General features: G+C 68.5%; 18 protein-coding genes. 4 read left to right on the top strand and 14 right to left on the bottom strand.

Features of this window, described 5'->3' with window-relative positions; all coding sequences use genetic code 11:
• Nucleotides 1-4 precede the first annotated feature (4 nt).
• From EG854_RS11525 to EG854_RS11510, 4 genes are all read right to left on the bottom strand, one after another.
• Entirely contained in the window at nucleotides 5-427 is a 423-nt protein-coding gene (locus tag EG854_RS11525; protein WP_123288279.1) for a response regulator, read from the bottom strand.
• Between the two features lie 83 nt (nucleotides 428-510).
• Nucleotides 511-2,043, bottom strand: coding sequence for a sensor histidine kinase (locus tag EG854_RS11520; RefSeq protein WP_123288345.1), 1,533 nt, complete (start codon nucleotides 2,041-2,043; stop codon nucleotides 511-513).
• Nucleotides 2,044-2,138: 95 nt separating this feature from the next.
• A complete protein-coding gene (locus EG854_RS11515) occupies nucleotides 2,139-3,344 on the bottom strand; it encodes a cell wall hydrolase (RefSeq protein ID WP_123288278.1) in 1,206 nt (401 codons plus the stop codon).
• A 109-nt stretch (nucleotides 3,345-3,453) separates the two neighbouring features.
• Nucleotides 3,454-3,936, bottom strand: a complete 483-nt coding sequence (locus tag EG854_RS11510; protein WP_123288277.1) for a Dps family protein — start codon at nucleotides 3,934-3,936, stop codon at nucleotides 3,454-3,456.
• 164 nt (nucleotides 3,937-4,100) lie between these two features.
• On the opposite strand from EG854_RS11510, the gene EG854_RS11505 reads away from it, so the two are divergent.
• Nucleotides 4,101-6,506 carry a PAS domain-containing protein gene (locus tag EG854_RS11505; RefSeq protein ID WP_123288276.1) on the top strand — a complete coding sequence of 802 codons (2,406 nt, stop codon included), beginning with the start codon at nucleotides 4,101-4,103 and terminating at the stop codon, nucleotides 6,504-6,506.
• A 17-nt stretch (nucleotides 6,507-6,523) separates the two neighbouring features.
• Here the strand turns inward: EG854_RS11505 and EG854_RS11500 are convergent, their stop codons facing one another.
• Nucleotides 6,524-6,904 (bottom strand): DUF6481 family protein, encoded by a 381-nt coding sequence (locus EG854_RS11500; RefSeq protein WP_123288275.1) that lies wholly within the window; start codon nucleotides 6,902-6,904, stop codon nucleotides 6,524-6,526.
• Between the two features lie 176 nt (nucleotides 6,905-7,080).
• Complete coding sequence (locus tag EG854_RS11495) at nucleotides 7,081-7,272, bottom strand: hypothetical protein (protein ID WP_123288274.1); 192 nt, start codon at nucleotides 7,270-7,272, stop codon at nucleotides 7,081-7,083.
• A gap of 489 nt (nucleotides 7,273-7,761) precedes the next feature.
• Here EG854_RS11495 and EG854_RS11490 point away from each other — a divergent pair, with 489 nt between their 5' ends.
• The gene (locus tag EG854_RS11490; RefSeq protein WP_241153249.1) at nucleotides 7,762-8,913 is read left to right on the top strand and encodes a cell wall hydrolase; all 1,152 of its coding nucleotides are present in this window, start codon (nucleotides 7,762-7,764) and stop codon (nucleotides 8,911-8,913) included.
• A gap of 6 nt (nucleotides 8,914-8,919) precedes the next feature.
• On the opposite strand, the gene nadC is transcribed toward EG854_RS11490, so the two are convergent.
• The 7 genes from nadC to EG854_RS11455 form a co-directional block, all read right to left on the bottom strand.
• Complete coding sequence (gene nadC / locus EG854_RS11485) at nucleotides 8,920-9,765, bottom strand: carboxylating nicotinate-nucleotide diphosphorylase (protein ID WP_123288272.1); 846 nt, start codon at nucleotides 9,763-9,765, stop codon at nucleotides 8,920-8,922.
• A 14-nt stretch (nucleotides 9,766-9,779) separates the two neighbouring features.
• Nucleotides 9,780-11,324, bottom strand: coding sequence for an L-aspartate oxidase (locus EG854_RS11480; protein ID WP_123288271.1), 1,545 nt, complete (start codon nucleotides 11,322-11,324; stop codon nucleotides 9,780-9,782).
• Complete coding sequence (locus EG854_RS11475) at nucleotides 11,321-12,034, bottom strand: metalloprotease (protein ID WP_164462021.1); 714 nt, start codon at nucleotides 12,032-12,034, stop codon at nucleotides 11,321-11,323. The genes EG854_RS11480 and EG854_RS11475 overlap by 4 nt, the downstream gene beginning before the upstream one ends.
• Nucleotides 12,035-12,290: 256 nt before the next feature.
• Nucleotides 12,291-13,370, bottom strand: coding sequence for a quinolinate synthase NadA (gene nadA / locus EG854_RS11470; protein ID WP_123288269.1), 1,080 nt, complete (start codon nucleotides 13,368-13,370; stop codon nucleotides 12,291-12,293).
• A gap of 142 nt (nucleotides 13,371-13,512) precedes the next feature.
• Nucleotides 13,513-14,028, bottom strand: coding sequence for a methylated-DNA--[protein]-cysteine S-methyltransferase (locus EG854_RS11465; protein WP_123288268.1), 516 nt, complete (start codon nucleotides 14,026-14,028; stop codon nucleotides 13,513-13,515).
• Nucleotides 14,012-15,124 carry a bifunctional transcriptional activator/DNA repair enzyme AdaA gene (locus tag EG854_RS11460; protein ID WP_123288267.1) on the bottom strand — a complete coding sequence of 371 codons (1,113 nt, stop codon included), beginning with the start codon at nucleotides 15,122-15,124 and terminating at the stop codon, nucleotides 14,012-14,014. The genes EG854_RS11465 and EG854_RS11460 overlap by 17 nt, the downstream gene beginning before the upstream one ends.
• Nucleotides 15,125-15,244: 120 nt before the next feature.
• On the bottom strand, nucleotides 15,245-16,858 hold the full coding sequence (locus tag EG854_RS11455; RefSeq protein ID WP_123288266.1) for a serine hydrolase: 1,614 nt from the start codon (nucleotides 16,856-16,858) through the stop codon (nucleotides 15,245-15,247).
• A 110-nt stretch (nucleotides 16,859-16,968) separates the two neighbouring features.
• Here EG854_RS11455 and EG854_RS11450 point away from each other — a divergent pair, with 110 nt between their 5' ends.
• Both EG854_RS11450 and EG854_RS11445 read left to right on the top strand, forming a co-directional pair.
• Nucleotides 16,969-18,177, top strand: a complete 1,209-nt coding sequence (locus EG854_RS11450) for an FAD-dependent oxidoreductase (protein ID WP_164462020.1) — start codon at nucleotides 16,969-16,971, stop codon at nucleotides 18,175-18,177.
• Nucleotides 18,178-18,201: 24 nt separating this feature from the next.
• The gene (locus EG854_RS11445) at nucleotides 18,202-18,702 is read left to right on the top strand and encodes a hypothetical protein (protein ID WP_123288264.1); all 501 of its coding nucleotides are present in this window, start codon (nucleotides 18,202-18,204) and stop codon (nucleotides 18,700-18,702) included.
• On the opposite strand, the gene EG854_RS11440 is transcribed toward EG854_RS11445, so the two are convergent.
• Nucleotides 18,699-19,331, bottom strand: a complete 633-nt coding sequence (locus tag EG854_RS11440; protein WP_123288263.1) for a LysE family translocator — start codon at nucleotides 19,329-19,331, stop codon at nucleotides 18,699-18,701. The genes EG854_RS11445 and EG854_RS11440 overlap by 4 nt on opposite strands.
• Between the last annotated feature and the right edge of the window lie 34 nt (nucleotides 19,332-19,365).

Raw genomic sequence — 19,365 nt, 5'->3', positions numbered from 1 at the left:
ATGCTCAGGCCCGGGGACCGTCTTCGAACAGCTGCAACTGCGGGGGCGCCATATTGCGAACGGCGCCGCTGCGCAGGTCGAGGGCATAGGCCACCGCGTCCTGCACGATGCGCTCCTCCGTCGGCTTGGACAGCACGCCGATGGCACCGACGACGCCGTTCCGGACCATGCCCGGATTGGCCGTCATGAACAGCACGGCGACCTTGTGATCGACCGCGAGTTCCCGACCAATCGTCACGCCGGTCGGCCCATCCGAAAGGTGAATGTCGACCAGTGCCAGATCGACCTCGGTTTCCTTGGCAATCTTCAGCGCAGCCGCCGAGTCCGCAGCCGTGCCCACGACCTCGTAGCCGAGATCTTCCAGCACGAATCGTAGCTCCATGGCCACGAGGGCTTCATCTTCGACAATAAGGATACGGGCGGGCATGGGCGTAACGGAGTTGGCTCCAAAGGATGGGGGGTTAGGTACGTTAGCCGACAAAACGTTTCGTCGGCGTTAGGGTTGCGATCTTACGACGTTGTAAGAGTCCGGGCCGCTTTTCGGCGGGACAGGGCGGTACCGGGCAGCTCAATCAGCACTTCCAGACCGTCCGGGTTCCAGTTGCGCGACAATTTGCCCGCCAGCTGTCCCTCGACCGACAGGGTCGCCAGCGACGAGCCAAAACCGGCTGTCTGCGGCACGCCCTTGACCTCAGGTCCGCCCCGCTCGCGCCAGGCCAGATGGAAGTCACCTTCCTCGGCCTCTTTGGTGGTGACCTCGACATGGCCGCCCGAGACAGACAGGGCGCCATATTTGGACGCATTGGTCGCCAGTTCGTGGAACAGCAGGGCCACAGAGGTCGCCGCCTGATCGTCAAAGGTGGCGTCATCGCCGCTGATCCGCACGCGGGGCTTGCCCTCATCGTCAGTATAGGGGCTGAAAAGCGCCGCCAGGAAGCCGTGCAGGGTCATGTCGCCCATCAGCGGTTGCGACACATCGCTGTGCGGGCGGACGAACTCATGAGCGCGGGCCAGGGCATTGATGCGGGTCCGCAGCGCCTGGGAAAAGGGTTTGGCCTCGGGATATTGCCGGGCGGACAGGGCGACCAGCGCCGACACCACGGCAAAGATGTTCTTGATCCGGTGGCTCAGTTCCTGGCTCAGGAGCTCCTTGGCCTGATCCATCTTTTTCAGATCGTCGATGTCGGTGCAGGTGCCGAACCAGCGCACGATCCTGCCGGCTTCGTCCCGGACCGGCATGGCGCGGCCCAGCGTCCAGCAATAGACCCCGTCATGGCGTCTCAACCGATATTCGATCTCGTAGGGGTCGCCGGTTTCAAGGGAATGCCGCCACCGGGCCCAGGCGCGCTCCTGATCATCGGGATGGAACATGTCGTTCCAGCCCTCGCCGTCGGTTGATCCGTCCTGCACACCCGTGAACTCGTACCAGCGCGCATTGTAATAGTCGTGGAATCCGTCGGGCAGGGTCGACCACACCATCTGGGGCATGGAATCGGCTATGGCGCGGAACTCGGCCTGTGACCGCTGCTGATGTTTCAGGGACCGACGCAGGTTGAGCTGGGTCATGACCTGGGCGGCCAGCACCTCCAGCGCCTTCATCTGGATGTCGGTCGGCCCCTCCGGCCGGGCCTTGGTGTCAAGCACGCAGAGGGTGCCGAGCGGGAGTCCCTCCGCCGACTTCAGCAACTGCCCGGCGTAGAAGCGCAGACCGGGGGCTTCGGTAACGAGCGGATTGCACGCGAAGCGGGGATCCTGTGTCGCGTCCGGCACGACCATGCGGTCGGCTTCAAGAATGGCATGGGCGCAAAAGCTGGTCTCCAGCGGAGTCTCTCGCACGCCAAGGCCCTTTTCGGCCTTGAACCACTGGCGGCCTTCATCGATCAGGTTGACGACCGCGATCGGCGCATCGAACAGGGTCGCGACCAGATCGACGATGTCGTCAAAGGCGCGCTCCGGCTCGGTGTCCAGAATCTCGTAGTCACGGAGCGCGGCCAGCCGTTCGGCTTCGGTCCAGGACGGTCTGTCGGGCGATGTGTCGGGCATCCAGATCTCGGAAGCGGCGCCGTGCGCCGGAACCGTATGAATGCCGTTCGGCCGTTCAGGTTTCAATAGGGCAGACGTCGTCCTGTCCGGGGGGCCTAACGTCCGGGTCGGCCGACTTCCTCGACTTCAAGGGCCACAACCCCCGGCACGGGAGCAGGAGCCGCCCGCGGCGCGGGGGATTCTTCAGCCTCGAAGTCCGCCAGACTGCTGTTGATCTCTGCGATTTCCTCGGGCGTCGGCTGTCGACGTCCGCCCAGGCTCACGGCCCCGACCACGCGGGTCTGGCCGTTGATCTCGACGGTTCGTGGGGGGGCGCCCACGACCGTTCCGTCAAGGGTGGTCTCGACCGCGTCGTCCGCACTGTCCGCCAGCAGAAGGCGCGGCCGCGAAAACCGCGCCTCGTCGATCACGGGCTCGCGCCCGGCATAGGCCTGCGAAAAGGCGGCCGTTTCGCCGGGGAAGCCTTTCCAGCGGTAGAAGATGTGCGCCCCGATCTGGTCGATCTTGCCCAGGCTGGGCGCCCACCAGGGGAAAACATAGTCGGCGTGATAGTGGGTGGCGGTGCCGACCCGCTCCGCCACATGGCCGTCCAGCGCGCGCCGGGCGACGTCTTCGGCCCGCTTCCACGCCCAGGCCACAGGAGCCTGCGACAGGGCCCCGTCACAGGTAAAGCTGAACTGACATCCTGTGATGCGCTCGGCGCCCTGAAACACCACGCCGCAGACCGTATTGGGGAAGTTCGGGTCGCGAACCCGGTTCAGCACCACCTGCGCCACAGCTTCCTGTCCGGGGCGCGGCTCCAGCGCTGCTTCATAATAGACGGCCTGCGTCAGGCAGCGCAGGGCGCGGTTGCGATCCGCGGTCGCGATCCTGCCCAGCGAAAAGGGCCGCGCCGGTCGCAGCAGGCCCCGGGTCACGGGCCGGGCGGCGTTCAGACGGTGGGCCTCAAGCCCGGTCTCGCCCTGCTCCAGCGTCGGCTTGCCACCGAGCGACAACGTCTCCCAGCCCGGCGTCATGCCGAAGTGGCCGACCGTCTGCATGCCGGGGTCATGGCGCATGGCCAGCGCAAGCTGGGCCGGGTTCATCCGTGCCGCCATGGCCTCCAGGCCTTCCGGGCCCAGGGCGCCCCGGGTGGCATCCATCACCGCCTGGACCCGCAGGTCCAGCTCGGGGCGGGCGGTTGAACTGGCGGTCATGGCCACACCCGACAGCGCGAGCAGGGCGACAACGCTCAGCCCCGTTCCCCGACCATCGGGAAACCGGGCCTTCAGCCAGTCGAGGAGAGGTGCGATCAGGCGCATGGGGCGGGATATAGGGCTTTCATCGGTTCAGCACACGATGTTAGCCGCCCAACCGGGCGAATTTCAGGCATACGGGGAGCCACCCGGTGTGGTCGCTCCCCGGTCAGGATCAGCGTCCGCCCAGCGTAGAGCGCAGCATCCAGGCGAATTTCTCGTGCGCCGCCAGACGCTGGGTCATCAGGTCGGCCGTGGCCTCGTCGCCCGCATCATCAGCCAGCGAAAGCGTATCGCGCGTCGTGGCGATCAGCGTCTCGTGGTCGCGCATCAGTTCCTTCAGCATGGCCTCTGCGTTCTGCTCCGGATCGCCGTCCTTGATGGCGGTGAGATTGCCGAAGGTGGCGTAGCCTTGCGGCGCCAGGATGCCGAGTGCGCGGATGCGTTCGGCGATATCGTCCAGCGCGCCCCAGATTTCCGTATACTGCTGCTCCAGCAGATTGTGCAGGGTAAAGAATTCGGGGCCCCGGACGTTCCAGTGATAGCCATGGGTCTTCAGATAGACGGCAAAGCTGTCGGCCAGCACCTTGGTCAAGGCCTGCGAGACCTCGCTGCGGTCGGCTTTCTTGAGTCCGGTCTGGATGGTGGCGGTGGTCATAAAGTCTCCTGAAAATACGGGTCCGGGTCAGACCCAGAAATAGGAAGGGGGCGGAGTTTGAACAACCCGGCGGGTCGTCGCCCCCGGCTCTGCAAGGGAACGCAACAGTCACGCTTGCGTTCACCGCCTCGTGGGCGTGATCTGACGCGGTGGGGACCGATCCGATGAATCAGGGCGACGACCGGGGCGGTGAGCCCGCCGACGGCGCGTGGTTCAGTGCGGATCGCCTGCTCGCACGCCTCGCACGCACGCCGCCGCCCACCCTGCTGCAGGCGGTCCTGATCGGTGTCCTGGCGGCCGTTGCGGCCCTCCTCGTCCGGTACGCTCTCTCGACATTTTACGCCGAGGTCACCGGGTTCATGATCCTGCTGCCGGCCGTGGTCATGGCCGCTCTGGCGGGGGGACGGATCGCCGGCGCGGTCGCGGTCGTCCTGTGCCTGCTGGGCGGCTGGTATGTGGCTGGCCCGGATGCGACTGGCGTGGGGTTGACCAGCAACCTCGGCCGGGTGGCCACGGTAAACTTCATTGTCGTCGGCCTGTTCGTGACCTGGGTGGCGTCGGCCCTCCGGCGGGCCATGCGCCGTCTGGACACGACCGTGGGGGACCTGCGGGCCGCTGCAGCGCGGGTGAACGAATACGAGGCCCGTTTTCGGGATATCGCCGATGTCGCGCCCGTCATGCTCTGGACGGGCGACATCGAGGGCCGGGTCTATCTCAATGCCGAGTTTCGTCGCTTCTGGGGCGACCGCCCGACGGATCTGACGGATCTGGCTCCGTGGATGGAGGCCATACACCCCGAAGACCGTGATCGCGTCTGGTCAGCCTGCCTGAACGCCCTGCAGACCCGCACCCCGCTCGAAATCGAGGCTCGTTATCTGCGAGAGGACGGGGAATGGCGGATCCTCTCAACCCATGCCCGGCCGCGTTTCGATGCTGAGGGAGGTTTTCTCGGCGTGGTCGGGGCCAATATCGACCTGTCCGAGATCCGTCAGGTCGAGTCGGCCCTGCGGGAGAGCGAGCAGCGCTTCCGCGCCATGGCAGATGATGCGCCTGTCCTGATCTGGGTCACGGCTGAGGACCGTACGCGGGAGTTCGTCAATCAGGCCTACATCCGGTTCATGGGCGTTGAGGATGCGGCGACGCTCAACACGGACTGGCGCGAGTTCATCCACCCGGAGGACCGCGATCGCATAATCGCCGAGTCCATTGCGGGAGAGGCCACCGGTCAGCCGTTCAGCCTTGAAGGGCGCTATCGCCGTCAGGATGGCGCCTGGCGCTGGCTGAAGTCTTTCTCGCGACCCCGTCTGGACGCCCAGGGCAAGATTCAGGGCTTTGTGGGTGTGGCCTTTGACGTTACCGACGCCAAACAGGCCGAGGTCGATCTGAAACGCATCAATGAATTGCTTGAGGACCGGGTCGGCCGGGCCCTGCTGGACAAGGCCCAGGCCGAGGCTGACCTGATGCATGCCCAGCGGATGGAGGCGGTCGGTCGCCTGACCGGGGGCGTGGCCCATGACTTCAACAACCTGCTGACGGTGGTCATCGGCGGCCTCGACATGCTGCTCAACAACAAGGTCGATGAGGCCAAACGCCTGAAACTGACCGAGGCGGCGCTGAGCGCGGCCCGTCGCGGCGAACGCCTGACCCATCAACTGCTGGCCTTTTCCCGTCGACAGGCGCTGCGGCCCGAGTCCGTTGACGTCAATGCCTTGATCCGGGAGGGCGAGCCCTTGATCCGGGGGGCGCTGGGCGGGGGCATGACCTATCGCACGCGCCTGCGCCGCGGTGGAGCCCCGGTGCGGGTCGATACGGCCCAGTTCGAGGCCGCCTTGCTCAATCTGCTGGTCAATGCCCGCGACGCTGTGGCCGGTAAAGGCTGCGTGGAGGTCGAGACCCGTCGCTTCAAGGTCAAGGCGGGCGAGATCAGCGACCTTGAGCCCGGCGACTATGTCCGCATCACAGTCAGCGATGACGGCCCGGGCATTCCCGATGAGGTGCGCGAGCGCATCTTCGAGCCCTTCTACACGACCAAGGCGGTCGGCAAGGGCACAGGCCTTGGACTCTCGCAGGTCTATGGCTTCCTGAAGCAGAGTGGCGGCGCCATCCACGTCGTGACCGCCCCGGGGGAGGGTACGCGCATGGAAATGTACCTGCCCGTGGCCCTCGACATTGAGCCCGCGCTGGCTGAGCCGGCTCGCAAGGCATCACCTGCCGGGGGCGGCGAGCGGTCCGTCCTGCTGGTCGAGGATGACCCGGAGGTGCAGGCCATCGCCCTGGCCCTGCTCGAGGCCATGGGCCTGACGGTGACGACGGCGTCGGACCCCGCCACGGCCCTGAAACGGCTCAAGGCCGCCCCCTTTGACATCCTGCTGACCGACATCGTCATGCCGGGCGAGATGTCGGGGCTCGATCTCGCCCGCCGCGCCAGCACCCTCTATCCGGACATGCGGATTGTGCTGGCCACCGGCTATGCGGGCGACGACGTCGATGCGGCCTTGCGCGACGCCCCGTGGACGCTGGTGCGTAAACCCTTTGCCATCGATGCGCTCAGGACGGTTCTGGACGCCTGATCTTCAGCCGCCGCGGCTTAGCGGCGGGTCTTCTTCTCGGCCCGGCGGGCCCGCTGCTCGGCCTTGATGGCGGCCTTGCGCTCGCGGCGCTCGTTGCGGCGCTCTTCCTCGATCTGCTCGGCGGTCTGGGCCTTGGCCTGTTCGGCCGCGGCCTTCTTCGCCTCGGCTTCCTGCCGTGCCTTTTCCTTGGCCGCCAGCCGCTCGGCTTCCTTCTCCTGCTTCAGCCGTTCCTTCTCGAGGCGCGCGGCTTCCTTTTCGGCGGCGAGCTTTTCGGCGCGCCGATCAAAGTCGGGATCGGGAATCGACGGTTTCGGCTTGAATCGGGCCAGAAGGGCCTTTTTGGCTTCGGCCTGCGTGGCCAGGCGATCGGCAAAGCCGGTCTGCTTCAGATCTCTCATCAAGTCTCGGTCTGCTAGGGTGGGTCGGTCGAATGATCCGCGGAGCCCCGACACTCATGGCCGGACCCGGTCGGCGACAGGCATCACCGACCGGGGGGCTTTAGGGCTCTAGCCCGCGCGGATCAAGTCGCAGCGGTACCGGAGGGGCGCGCCCGTCCGGGTCTGTGGCCGGAAAATCAGTCGTCCTTGGTGGCCTGGCCGACCGCGGTGCCGGCCGCGCCGCCGACCGCAGCCCCGACGGGCCCGCCCACAACCGCGCCGGCGACGGCGCCGGTGGCGGCCTTTTGTTCGATTGTGCTGCCACAGGCGGCCAGGGCCAGGCCGAAGGTCGAGATCAGGGCGGCGGTCATTACGGTCTTGCGGGTCATGTCAGTACCTTCACGGTCAGGGCCGGCCCGGGCCGATCCCGGTCAGGCTTGCATGGAGAGAAAAACGTGCCCCTGCGTCCGGCGGTTCCCGCAGGCCATGGAAGCCCTTGAGAAACCGCACAGGAACAGCAAGTTGTCCAAGGTTTCGCCCCTGTTTCACTTGAGCGCACCAAGAATGCGCGTCTCTCATCTTTGAACTCAGCTTTAACCTTCCCGGCCAGATATCGTGCTATGATCTGTCGCGCACAACACAGAGTGTGCACGGATCATCTAGTGCATCCGCTGTGGGTGGGGCAAAAAAGCTTCACCCCCTCTGATTCTTGCGAATCAACCCTATTTGCGTCACATTGCCTATGTTAAAGGCGCGTCCCCGACGATCGGCGGACTGCCGGTGCGTCGGCCTCGTCGTGTGCGTGGTTTCGCGAAAACCCCGCTCATCGACAGACTAAATAAGGGGCGGCATTGCGCCCTGCGGACTGGATAAAGCCTTTGTCATCGCCCTTGTCGCCTCGAACGCCCGACACCTCGGCGGCCCGTACACGACTGACGCCCGGTGTTGCCGCGGCGCTCGTGGGGGGGCTGTTCGGTCTGGCGATCGGCGTGGCCTATCTCGGCGGTACGGTGGCCAAGGCCACGACCCTTCGCGCCCAGGCCGTCCGTCTGGATGGCGCGGCCTCGGCCGGCTTTACCGAAGAAGCGCTCGCGGCTGCGGCTGGCGGCCTCAACGCCAGTGCCCTGGCCATCGCCCGCCGCCATGATCCCTATACCGTTGCCGGCCCCAGCCGCCGCGACCGTCAGTCCGAGCTGCTGACCGCGCGTCTGGAACAGCTTCGCCCGACCGGACCGAACATGACCCCGGGCCTGCGCCTCGCCTCCACCGACCCGTCGCACCCGGCGGCCCAGCCGTTCCGCCTCGGCAGTGCGCTCGACGCCAGCCGCGATCTCGAATGCCTGACCCAGGCCGTCTATTACGAAGCCCGCGGTGAGGGCCGCGACGGCCAGCGCGCCGTGGCCCAGGTGGTCATCAACCGCGCCCGCCATCCGGCCTTCCCCAAGACCGTCTGTGCCGTGGTGTTCCAGGGCGCCGGTCGCCGCACGGGCTGCCAGTTCAGCTTCACCTGCGACGGCTCCATGCGTCGCGGCGTCAACCAGGCCGCCTGGAACCGGGCCCGTCAGGTGGCGACCGAAGCGCTCTCGGGTGCGGTCTACGCTCCGGTCGGCAATGCCACCCATTTCCACACCACGGGCGTCAGCCCGCGCTGGCGCACCTCGCTGATCCGCGTCGGTCAGGTCGGCGATCACGTCTTCTACCGTTTCGGCGGGCGTTCGGGCTCCAGCCGCGCCTTCGCCTACGACCCGGCGCCTTCGACCGAGGGCGATCAGCCGCGTCTGGTCCAGGCCGGCCTCGATCCGGTCGAACCGGTCCGTCAGGTCGGTCAGGCGGTGGCCTACAGCCTGCTGCTCGCCCAGGAAGGCCGCACCGAGGACGATGTCCGTGCCGAGGCGGCTCCCGCTCCGGCCCCGACGGCCCCCGCCGCAGCACCGCGGTCTGCGCCCGCGTCGTCGCCGGCCCCGACCGCTGCCGAGGCGCCTGCACGCCGCCCGGCGGCGGCTGCAACCCCGGCCGCTTCGGAAAGCTGAACCTCCTCAGGCCGCGTCCAGACCGATGTCCAGATTGGGCGCCGAGTGGGTCAGGGCGCCGACCGAGATGACGTCGACGCCGGTCTCTGCAATCGCTCGCACCGTCTCCAGCGTCACCCCGCCCGAGGCTTCCAGCGTCACGCGACCCGCCGTGCGCGCGACCGCCTCGCGCAGGTCCTCGAGACTGAAGTTGTCCAGCATGACCACGTCCGGGCCTTCGGCGAGGGCCGAGTCCAGCTGATCCAGACCGTCGACCTCGACCTCGACCTTCATCAAATGCCCGGCGTGGGCCTTGGCCCGCCGCACCGTCTCGGCCACGCCGCCACAGACGGCGACATGGTTGTCCTTGATCAGGATGGCGTCATCCAGTCCGAAGCGGTGGTTGGTCCCGCCCCCACAGGCGACGGCGTGCTTTTCCAGCGCGCGCAGGCCCGGAGTGGTCTTGCGGGTGTCGGCGATCCGCGCGCTCGTGCCCTCGACCGCCTGTCCATAGGCCCGCGTCAGGGTCGCAATCCCGCACAGCCGCCCCAGCAGGTTCAGCGCCGTCCGCTCGGCTCCGAGAATGGCGCGCGCCCGACCCTCGACGACGATCAGGACATCGCCGGCGGCAAAGGCCTCACCGTCGGCCACCTGCACCTCGACCGTGGCTGCGGCATCCAGCGCGTGCAGCGCCAGTCGCGCACAGGCCCCGCCGGCCATGACGCCATCCTTGCGGGCGGCGAACACGGCCTTCATCCGCGCGTCTTCCGGGATGCAGGCCGCCGCCGTCACATCGCCCGCCCGCCCCAGATCCTCGGCCAGCGCGGCGCGGATGACCGGCTCGATCAACAGGTCAGGCAGGGCAGGGGCCATAGGGGTTCCGTCCTTCATTCGGCCGCCAGCAGCGGCTGCGGCACCTCATCGGCGTCACGCACCACACGGCTGTGCCGGGCCTCGGCAAGTGTGTCGGGATAGTCGGCGCGATAGTGGCCGCCCCGGCTCTCCTCGCGGGCCAGCGCCGCGCGCACCACCAGGGTCGCGGCGACAACAGGCAGGGCGTCCGGGTGCCGCGCCTCGATCGCCGCCAGTTCGGCCAGGGCGGTGGTCAGTCCGGCCGCGTCCCGCACCACTCCGACATGGCGGTCCATCAGCTCGCGCAGCCGCGTCAGCTCCGTTTCGGGCAGGCCTGTTCCCGTTATCTCGATCAGGGGTGACGGGCCCGGCAGGGTCTCGGTTCGCGCCATGCGCCCGGCTCTCCGGCCGAAGGCGGCGGCTTCCAGCAGCGAGTTCGAGGCCAGCCGGTTCGCGCCATGCACGCCGGTCGCTGCGCATTCGCCCACGGCATAGAGACCCTCGACCGTCGTGCGGCCATCGGCATCGGCGGCGATCCCGCCCATGTGGTAATGGGCGGCCGCCACGACCGGGATCGGCTGATGGCGCGGGTCCAGTCCCATCCGCATACAGGCCGCATAGACCGCCGGAAATGCTGTCGGAAAGGCGGCGCCGATGGCCTGTGTCGCGTCCAGACAGGCCCCTCGCCCGTCCATTTCTGCGGCATGAACGGCGCGCGCCACCTGATCGCGGGGCGCCAGATCGGCGCTGTCGCCATCGCCGAGCAGGAACCGGCCCTCGCGGTCCACCAGCCGCGCCCCTTCGCCCCGCAGGGCCTCGGTCGCCAGCGGCAGGGGCGACACCAGATCGCTGTCCGGACCAGCCGTCGTCAGGCGGATGGCGGTCGGATGGAACTGCACAAACTCGGGGTCGAGGATCTCGGCCCCGACCTGCCAGGCCAGCGCCATGCCGGCGCCCTGAAGGGCCGCCGGTGTCGTCGTTCGACCGTACAGGCCGCCGATCCCGCCGGTGGCGAGAATGACCGCCGGCGCGATGACCCGCACCCGCCGCTCGCCCCGCGTCAGAATCGCGCCGCGCACCCGTCCGTCCGCGTCGCGCACCAGCCCGGTCAGCCGGGCATCTTCCCACAGGACGACATGCGGACTGGCCCGGACCGCCGTGACCAGGGCCGACAGGATGGCGCGGCCGGCGCCGTCGCCTCCGACCCGCGCCACGCGCGCCCGCGAATGGGCGGCTTCCCGGCTGAGGTGATAGTGGCCGTCCGCCTCCCGGTCGAAGGGCGCGCCCAGCCGGTCCAGCCAGTCGATGGTCTCGCGCGCCGCATCGGTGAGGGCCCGGGCCCGCTCCAGCTCGACCAGTCCGGCACCGGCTGCGACCGTATCCACGGCATGCAGGCCGGACGTGTCATCCTCCGCCAGCGCAGCGGCCATTCCCCCCTGCGCCCAGGCCGAGGCGCAGGCCTCCAGCAGGGTCGCGGGTGTGGCCACCAGAACCGGGGCTGGGGCCGCCTCCAGCGCGGCCGACAAGCCGGCCAGTCCGCCGCCAATGATCAGCGGGCCTTCATGTCGAAGGGTTCTCATCGGCCGATCGACAGGAAGCGCCCGACGACGTCCAGCGCCCCGTTCACATCGCCCCCGGTCGGGATCAGGAAGGCGGCAGCGGTGACACCCAGACAGGCGGTCGCCGTCACACTGAACAGGCCGACGCTATAGCCCGCCTCGCGCCAGTTCAGCTGCCGACCCTCGGGCCGCCACTGGCCGCGCTTCAGGTGGCCGATCAGGGCGAGGGCCAGGAAGCCGGCAAAGATGAAGCTGCCGTTCGACACCCCCCACCACACGACCAGCGCCCCGATGGCGATCATGACGGCGTATTCGACCATCGGGTGAATGCGGGCCAGCACCGGCCCCAGCGCCTTGGATCCATCCAGCGGCGGCGCGGGGGCCAGATTGACCAGATTGATCAGGCCGATGGCGAACACCCCGTTCAGCCACATCGTCTGCCCGGTCCCGAAATACAGCGCAAAGAACGGCAGGGCGGCCAGCAGGCCGAACGCCGGTCCGGCCAGCGACACCAGCACACCGTCCCATTCGCTCTTCGGCATACGTTGGCCGCGCGCCAGTCCGCCGAGGAAGGGGATGATATAGACCTTGGCCGGGCCCATCCCCAGTCGGTTCATGGCCAGCACATGGCCGTATTCATGCACGAACAGGCCAATGATGGCCGCGACCGCAATCACCCAGCTACCGCTGATCCACCAGATGAAACCGCCCAGCAGCAGGGTCGACAACACGGACCAGATCAGCGGCTGACCTTTGTCCCCGGGGGCCGTGGCGACACGCGTGTCCGAGGAGGATGTCGGCGTATTCGGCACTGAGCCCCAAGGGCCTGCGTGAGGGCCGGGAGAGGTTGGGCGGGTGGGGGGCAGGGTGTCGCTCATTTCCGCAATGTGGGCTGTGTCACGCCCAGCCACAATGCGAGCAGCGTCATCAGTTTCAGGGTGCGCGGTTCGATCTTCGCTACCACCCGGGTCGGGGCCACATAATACATCAGATCAACTCCACATCGACGTGATGGCGGGCCTTGATCATGTCGTAGCGCGCCGGGACCGCCGGCGGCGGCAGGTCGACCATCCGCTGCACCGCCCGCCGGGCCGGTTCGATCAGCGCCTCGGGCACCGTCACCTCAAACTGCATGTTCAGCAAACAGTCGCGGATATTCTCCAGCGTGATCCGCTTCATGTGCGGGCACAGGTTGCACGGCCCGATGAAGCGCGTGTCCGGAGAGTCCGCCGCCACGTTCGACGCCATCGAGCATTCCGTGATCATCACCACCTGCTTGGGCTTCCGCTGGGTGACATAGTCGCTCATCGCCGCCGTCGATCCGGCAAAGTCCGACGCCGCCAGCACCTCTTCCGGGCATTCGGGGTGCGCCAGGATTTCCGCGTCCGGGTACGCCGCGCGCATCTCGGCGATATCGTCGACGGTGAACCGCTCGTGCACCTCGCACCGGCCCTTCCAGGCAATGATGCCGACGCTCGTCTGCGCCGCCACATTTCGCGCCAGAAACTCGTCGGGGATCAGGATGACGCGGTCGACGCCCCATTCCTTCGCCGCCCATTCCACCACCTGCACGGCGTTGGCCGAGGTGCAGCAGATGTCGGTCTCGGCCTTCACGTCGGCGGTGGTGTTGACATAGGTGACCACCGGCAGACCCGGATAGCGCGCCTTGATCAGCCTCAGATCCGCCCCGGTGATCGAGGCCGCCAGCGAACAGCCGGCGCGCAGGTCGGGGATCAGCACCGTCTTGTCGGACGACAGAATCTTCGAGGTCTCGGCCATGAAATGCACACCGGCCTGGACGATCACCTTGGCGTCGGACTTCGCGGCCTCCTTGGCCAGTCCCAGGCTGTCGCCGACATAGTCGCCGACCCCGTGGAAAATGTCGGGCGTCATATAGTTGTGGGCCAGGATGACGGCGTTCCGCTCGCGCTTCAGCCGGTTGATCTCGACGATCAGCTCAGCCTGCGCCGGCCACTCCAGCGGCGTCACATGATCGCGCACCTTGGGCCAGATGGCCGCCGTGGCCGCCTCTGTCGCCGGGCTCAGTCCGAATGCACCGTCTGCCATCTCACTCTCCTTTTGCTCAAACTGAGCAAATATGAGGCCCGAAACAGGACGGCGGGATCGCCCCGGCCGCCCTCCTTATGCTCAGTCTTAGCATAAGTCGGTGTGAACATAGTCCTTCGGTCGGCGAACGCAAGCGAAACCGTCAGGGCTCGCCCCGCTCCAGCTCCAACAACCACTGCTTCCGCTCCAGCCCGCCCGCATAGCCGGTCAGGGTGCCATCGCGCCCGATCACGCGGTGACACGGCACGATCAGGGCGATCGCGTTCGCCCCATTGGCCAGCCCCACGGCCCGCACGGCGGTCGGGCGACCGATGGCCTCGGCCAACTGGCCATAGGTACGGGTCTGGCCGTGCGGAATGGCCCGCAGCGCCTGCCAGACAGCCCGCTGGAACTCCGTGCCGCCGGTCTCGAGCGGCAGCTCGTCCAGCGCGGTGGCGTCTCCGCTGAAGTAAGCCACCAGCGCCGCTCGCACCGGTCCGGTCTGTCCGCCCTCCGACAGGTCGTTGACCCCGTGCCGCAGCCGCATCAACCGGCGCATGCGCGGCTCGAAATCGGCAAAGTCCAGCGCATGGACCACGCCCTTCGCATCGGTGACGACCAGCATCTGGCCGATGGGCGACTCCACCCGGTCCAGCCAAAGCTCAGGCGCGTTTCGCATCGGGTCTCTCCTCGTCCATCTTCAGGTACTGCGCGGCATAGGCCCGCCACGGGCGCCAGCCTTCGGCCAGGGCTTCGCTATCCGGATCGGGCCAGCGGTCGGCCGGCGCCATGGCACCGTCGTCCAGCACCCACACCCCCGGCAGTCGCAATCCGGGGCGCGCCATAGCCCTAGGCCCCAGCATCGGATCCCCGCCCAGATCCCGCATCAGCGCCTCGGGATCGTGCCCCAGATCGAACACCCGCCGGACCCGCGCCAGCACCCGGGGCAGGGCTTCCAGCCGCTCGGCCTCGACCCGCACCTGCAAGGTATTGCCGCTGCCCGCCTGCACCTCGACCCGCCCGGATGTGCCGTCGATGGTCGTATCCAGCGCTCGGGACCAGACGCCACCCTCAACCCTATCGCCCCGGTCGGCCAGCGCCGCCATCAGGGCCTCGAGCTCATACGGCGGCCGCCAGCTCAGCGACAACTCGACGCCAACCCCGGCATCCTCGCCCGCGCCGCGCCGCAAGGCCGACGGCGGTCGCCCATACAGGGCCTGAAAGGTCTCATTGAAGCGCCGCACGCTGCCGAAGCCCGAGGCCAGCGCCACCTCGGCCATCGGCAGGCGCGTCTGGTGCAACAGCGCCTTGGCCAGCCGCACCCGCCGGGTCTGGGCCACCGCCACCGGCGACGCCCCCAGATGCGCCCGGAACAGCCGCCTCAGATGCCGCTCGCCGACGCCCAGCCGGTCCGCGAGGCGTTCCAGGCCGTCCTCGTCCAGCGCCCCCTCATCGATCATCTGCAGGGCCCGGCTCACCGTATTGGCGGTCCCGCGCCACGCCCCACCCGTCGACACCTCGCCGCGCCAGGCGGAATAGTCGGGCGCCGTCTCGGGCCGGCAGCGCAGGCAGGGGCGATAGCCCAGTGCCTCGGCCTCCGCGGCGCTCGCGACAAACTCCACATTGGCAAACAGCGGCGTCCGCGCCGGACACACCGGGCGACAATAGATGCCCGTCGTCTTCACACAGGTATGAAACCGCCCGTCGAACCGCGCATCGCGCGCCGTGACCGCACGGTAACAGGCTTCAGCCGACAGGGAGGGCAGGACGTCCATGCCGCGAACCTTGCCCCGGACCTCCGGCCATGTCTCGCGGTTTTCGGACTCTTATCCTCCCCCACCGGGGGAGGGGGACCATGCGCAGCGTGGGGGAGGGGGCAACGCGACCGTCGCCCGTCAGATCTTCACCAGCCTCAGGTCCTGATAGTCATAGCTGAAGTCGATGTCGGGGCTGACGCCCTTGACCGTCGCCCGCACCGGCTGACCATCCTCAAGCTCGAAGGTCACGAAGGCATCCTCCTCCCGCTTGTCCGGGAAGCGGGTGCGGAAGGTCTCGCCGTCATAGGGCTCCAGCGGCCCCTGCAGCGCCGGATTGTGGGTGAAGCGCAGCCATAGCTGCACATCGCGCCGTTCGATGACGATGTCCCCGTACCAGGGATCGCGCCAGGTTCCGGCATAGGCCGACAGCGGCAGGGAGGGGGCCGCCCCCGCCGCCTGTTTCGCGTCGATCTCCACGGCGGCGGCCAGCGACCGCTCCGTCGACTGGGCCTCATAGCGTTGGCTGTCGGCGATCCAGTCAAAGCCGGTCTTGTCCATGACGATGTCGGCGATGCCGCTGCGCAGGGCGCGCAGCAGATAGCTCTCTTCGGCATTCGAGAAGATCGAGAAGCCGGCATTTCGCCCCGGCAGCAGCACCGTCGCGGAAATCCCGCCGGGCGAGCCGCCGCCGTGGCTGATCAGCCGCTCGCCGCGATAGTCCTGCACGGCCAGACCCATGGCATAGGTCGAGGCGATCGACCGGCCCGGCAGCTCGGCCGTCGGCCCGGGCGAGGACGAACTGATGATGTTGGGGCGCACCATCTCGCGCGCCGAGGCTTCCGAGAACAGCTGCGTCCCGTCCGCCAGCTTGCCGTCGGCCAGCCGCACCGCGATCCATTTGGCCCAATCGTGCGGCGTGGAGCAGATGCCGCCCGCCGCCGCCGCGGAATCCCAATTCCACACCTCGGCGATACTGTCGGCGATGCGGGTCATCTCTCCCTGATAGCGCAGCGGCGGTCCGATCCGGCCGTGGGGGAGGGCCGACGTCGCCGGATCGGCCAGGGTCGCCATCGGCACCGTCTCCGTCATGCCGACCCGGTCCAGAATGCGCGTCTGGACAAAGTCCTCCCACGCCATGCCCGAGACGGCGGCCAGCACCTCGCCCGCCACCACGAACATCAGATTGCAGTAATGGTACCGCGCCCGGAACTGGTCCTCGATCGGCACATGGGGGATGGCCGCCATGACCTCGGCCCGCGTGCGGTCGCTGTTCGGCCAGAACAACAGGTCGCCGGCCCCCAGGCCGAAGCCGGCCCGGTGGCTCAGGGTGTCGCGCACCGTGATCCGCTCGCCGATGAACGGGTCCGACAGGGTGAAATCGGGCAGATAGGTCCGCACCGGCTCGTCCCATTTCACCTTGCCCTCATCGACCAGGATGGCGAGGGCGGCGGCGGTGACATTCTTGGTGTTCGAGGCAATGGCGAACAGGGTGCGTTCATCGGCCCGCCCCGGCCGGTCCATGGCCTTGACGCCATAGCCGCGCGTCAAAGCCGCCTGACCGTCCTTGACCAGCGCGATCCCCAGCGCCGGCTGATCCGGAAAGGCCGCCATGCAGCGGATCACATAGGCATCGACCGCCGCCGACAGCTCCGAGTGGTCCCGGGCCGCGTCCTGCGCCCAGGCCTTCAGCGGCAGGGCCGCAGCTCCCGCACCGGCAAACAGCGCCGACCGGCGCGACAGGGACAGGCTCATGGGGCACTCCTTGGACAAGGCGCGAACGCTAGCCCGGCCCTCGCACCTGTGTCCATGCGTCCGGCTTGTTCGGCCGCGTGTCAGGCGGCACAACCCGTGTCGGGGGAACCATGATGCGTACATCTGACATCGCTGTAGTGGGGGCCGGGCCGGCGGGCCTGGCGGTGGCGACCCTCTTGGCGCGCGCGGGCCACCGTGTCGTCGTGCATGAACGCTTCGATCAGGCCGCCCCCGTGGGCGCCGGTTTCATGCTGCAGCCGACCGGTCTGGCGGTGCTGGACGCCATGGGGCTGACGGCCGAGGTCGAGGCCCTCGCCCAGCCCATCGACCGGCTGTTCGGGCGCGAGGCCCGGCGCGGCCGGATCGTCCTCGATGTCGGCTATGCGGCCCTGTCGCGGCCCCGGCGGGCGCTGGGGGTGCACCGCGCCACCCTGTTTCACGTGATCCATCGCGCCGCGCTCGACGCCGGGGTGACCTTAGAGACGGGGCGCGCGATCGTCGGGGCGGACGCGGGCCGCCTGACCGATGCCTCAGGCCGCACCGGTCCGGCCTTCGATCTGGTCGTTGATGCTTCGGGTGCGCGCTCGGCCCTCGCCGCATCGCACGGCTCCCGGCGGCACGAGCTGGCCTACGGCGCGCTCTGGGCCACCGTCCCCTGGCCCGGCGCGCCCTTCGATCCGCATGCGCTGGAGCAGGTTTATCGTGGTGCGGCCAAGATGATCGGCGTCCTGCCCGTTGGTCGCCAGCCCGGCCGCGACCAGCGTCTCGCCACCTTCTTCTGGAGCCTCAAGACCGCCTCATACGCCGACTGGCGCGCCGCCGGGCTCGACGTCTGGAAGGCCGAGGTGCGGACCCTCTGGCCCGAGGTCGCGCCCGTGCTCGACAGCCTGACCGACGCCGACCAGCTGACCCTCGCCCGCTATGGCCACCATACGCTGGCCCGCCCGGTCGCCGACCGGCTGTCGGTGATCGGCGACGCCGCCCATTCGACCAGTCCCCAGCTGGGGCAGGGGGTCAATATGGGTCTGCTGGATGCCTTTGCCCTGTCGCAGGCGCTGGCCGACCATGCCGATCTGGATCAGGCGCTGGCCGCCTATGCCGCCGCCCGCCGCTGGCACATCCGCCTCTATCAGGCGCTCAGCCTCGGCTTTACGCCCTTCTATCAGGCCGACGGGCGGCTGCTGCCCTGGGTGCGCGACCATGTGCTGGGCAAGCTGGCCCGCCTGCCGCTGGCCGACCGCCTGCTGGCCGCCACCGTCTCGGGCCTGCTGCTCGATCCGCGGCCCCGGACGCTGGCTCGCGCCCCTGGGCTGCGCTAGGTATCAGCCATCACAGGAGGGCTCATGTCCGGCTTTCGTCACACCGTCGCAGTCCTGGCCTCTGCCCTCGTCCTGATCCCGGCCGTTGCGGCGCGGGCCCAATCCGATGGCACGGACCGGGCTCCGAAATTTCCCGGTGTCTACCGATATGTCGGGATCATGGAAGGCTTCCTCCTGCCCGAGACTTGCGTCGAGCGCTGGACGCTCTGGGCAGACGGCACCCTGCTTCTCGAGAGCGGCGCCTCGGTCAGCCGGGGCCGCTGGTCTGTCGACAAGGATGACGATGGCCTCCAGTGGCTCACGGTCAGTGAGCAGGTCCCGAACGGCGAGCGAGATTGCAGCGGGGGCGTCACGCCTCCCGATCTCGAACCGATCCGCCATCACGTGATCCTCATGAACAGCGGCGATTTCCAAGTTTGCCTGAGGCCCCGCCGACTGGCCGATGGCTCGTTCTTTCAGGGCCCCTGCCTCTATGCCCTGCGCCGCGAGGGGGATGCGCCTGCGAAAGAGGGTGTTTCGCCCTAGCGCGTCTCCCACGCCATCCACAGGGCGACCAGCAGGATACCCCCGCCCATCACGCCGCGCGCCAGCGGCCCCTCCAGCCGCCGCAGCAAGGGACCGCCGGCGCCCGCCGCCGTCACCACGATCAGGCCGTGGATGGTGGTCGCCACCGCCAGATGCAGCCCGCCCAGCGTCAGCGCCTGCGCCACCGGCAACCCCGCCCCGGGCCGGATGAAGGTCGGCAGCAGCGCCGAATAGAAGACCGCCGCCTTGGGATTGAGCAGATTGGCCGCCAGCCCCTTCAGGAACAGGTCGCGGCGCCGTCCCTCGACGGCCTCTCCCGCCATGGTGTCCGCCCCCCGCCAGGCTTCCCACGCCAGCCAGAGCAGCCAACCGACCCCGGCCCAGCGGATGATCTGGAACAGCCAGGGCCACTGGATCACCAGCGTGGCCACCCCGACCACGGCGGCCAGCATCCAGATCGCCAGCCCCAGCGTCACCCCGGCCACCGCCGCCAGCGCCGCCGTCCGTCCCCGGCCCGCCGCGATCAGGGCCAGCCAGCCCATGTTCGGCCCGGGCGTCAGCTCGACCAGCGCCACCGCCACCAGAAACGGCAGGATCACGGCGGGATCAAACAGGGCAAGCAGGGGCATGGGCGGGGATCTCCGGCCGCCTGCATAGCGGCTG

It is taken from the genome of Brevundimonas halotolerans (assembly GCF_003730275.1).
Lineage (GTDB): Bacteria > Pseudomonadota > Alphaproteobacteria > Caulobacterales > Caulobacteraceae > Brevundimonas > Brevundimonas halotolerans.
Note: the sequence above shows the minus strand (reverse complement) of the source record. Positions and strands in the feature narration are given on the sequence as shown.

Excerpts from the sequence above, each read along its gene's own strand:
- EG854_RS11525 (WP_123288279.1), bottom strand. The coding sequence starts at position 427 with ATGCCCGCCCGTATCCTTATTGTCGAAGATGAAGCCCTCGTGGCCATG.
- EG854_RS11520 (WP_123288345.1), bottom strand. The coding sequence starts at position 2,043 with ATGCCCGACACATCGCCCGACAGACCGTCCTGGACCGAAGCCGAACGG.
- EG854_RS11515 (WP_123288278.1), bottom strand. The coding sequence starts at position 3,344 with ATGCGCCTGATCGCACCTCTCCTCGACTGGCTGAAGGCCCGGTTTCCC.
- EG854_RS11510 (WP_123288277.1), bottom strand. The coding sequence starts at position 3,936 with ATGACCACCGCCACCATCCAGACCGGACTCAAGAAAGCCGACCGCAGC.
- EG854_RS11505 (WP_123288276.1), top strand. The coding sequence starts at position 4,101 with ATGAATCAGGGCGACGACCGGGGCGGTGAGCCCGCCGACGGCGCGTGG.
- EG854_RS11500 (WP_123288275.1), bottom strand. The coding sequence starts at position 6,904 with ATGAGAGATCTGAAGCAGACCGGCTTTGCCGATCGCCTGGCCACGCAG.
- EG854_RS11495 (WP_123288274.1), bottom strand. The coding sequence starts at position 7,272 with ATGACCCGCAAGACCGTAATGACCGCCGCCCTGATCTCGACCTTCGGC.
- nadC (WP_123288272.1), bottom strand. The coding sequence starts at position 9,765 with ATGGCCCCTGCCCTGCCTGACCTGTTGATCGAGCCGGTCATCCGCGCC.
- EG854_RS11480 (WP_123288271.1), bottom strand. The coding sequence starts at position 11,324 with ATGAGAACCCTTCGACATGAAGGCCCGCTGATCATTGGCGGCGGACTG.
- nadA (WP_123288269.1), bottom strand. The coding sequence starts at position 13,370 with ATGGCAGACGGTGCATTCGGACTGAGCCCGGCGACAGAGGCGGCCACG.
- EG854_RS11465 (WP_123288268.1), bottom strand. The coding sequence starts at position 14,028 with ATGCGAAACGCGCCTGAGCTTTGGCTGGACCGGGTGGAGTCGCCCATC.
- EG854_RS11460 (WP_123288267.1), bottom strand. The coding sequence starts at position 15,124 with ATGGACGTCCTGCCCTCCCTGTCGGCTGAAGCCTGTTACCGTGCGGTC.
- EG854_RS11455 (WP_123288266.1), bottom strand. The coding sequence starts at position 16,858 with ATGAGCCTGTCCCTGTCGCGCCGGTCGGCGCTGTTTGCCGGTGCGGGA.
- EG854_RS11450 (WP_164462020.1), top strand. The coding sequence starts at position 16,969 with ATGATGCGTACATCTGACATCGCTGTAGTGGGGGCCGGGCCGGCGGGC.
- EG854_RS11445 (WP_123288264.1), top strand. The coding sequence starts at position 18,202 with ATGTCCGGCTTTCGTCACACCGTCGCAGTCCTGGCCTCTGCCCTCGTC.
- EG854_RS11440 (WP_123288263.1), bottom strand. The coding sequence starts at position 19,331 with ATGCCCCTGCTTGCCCTGTTTGATCCCGCCGTGATCCTGCCGTTTCTG.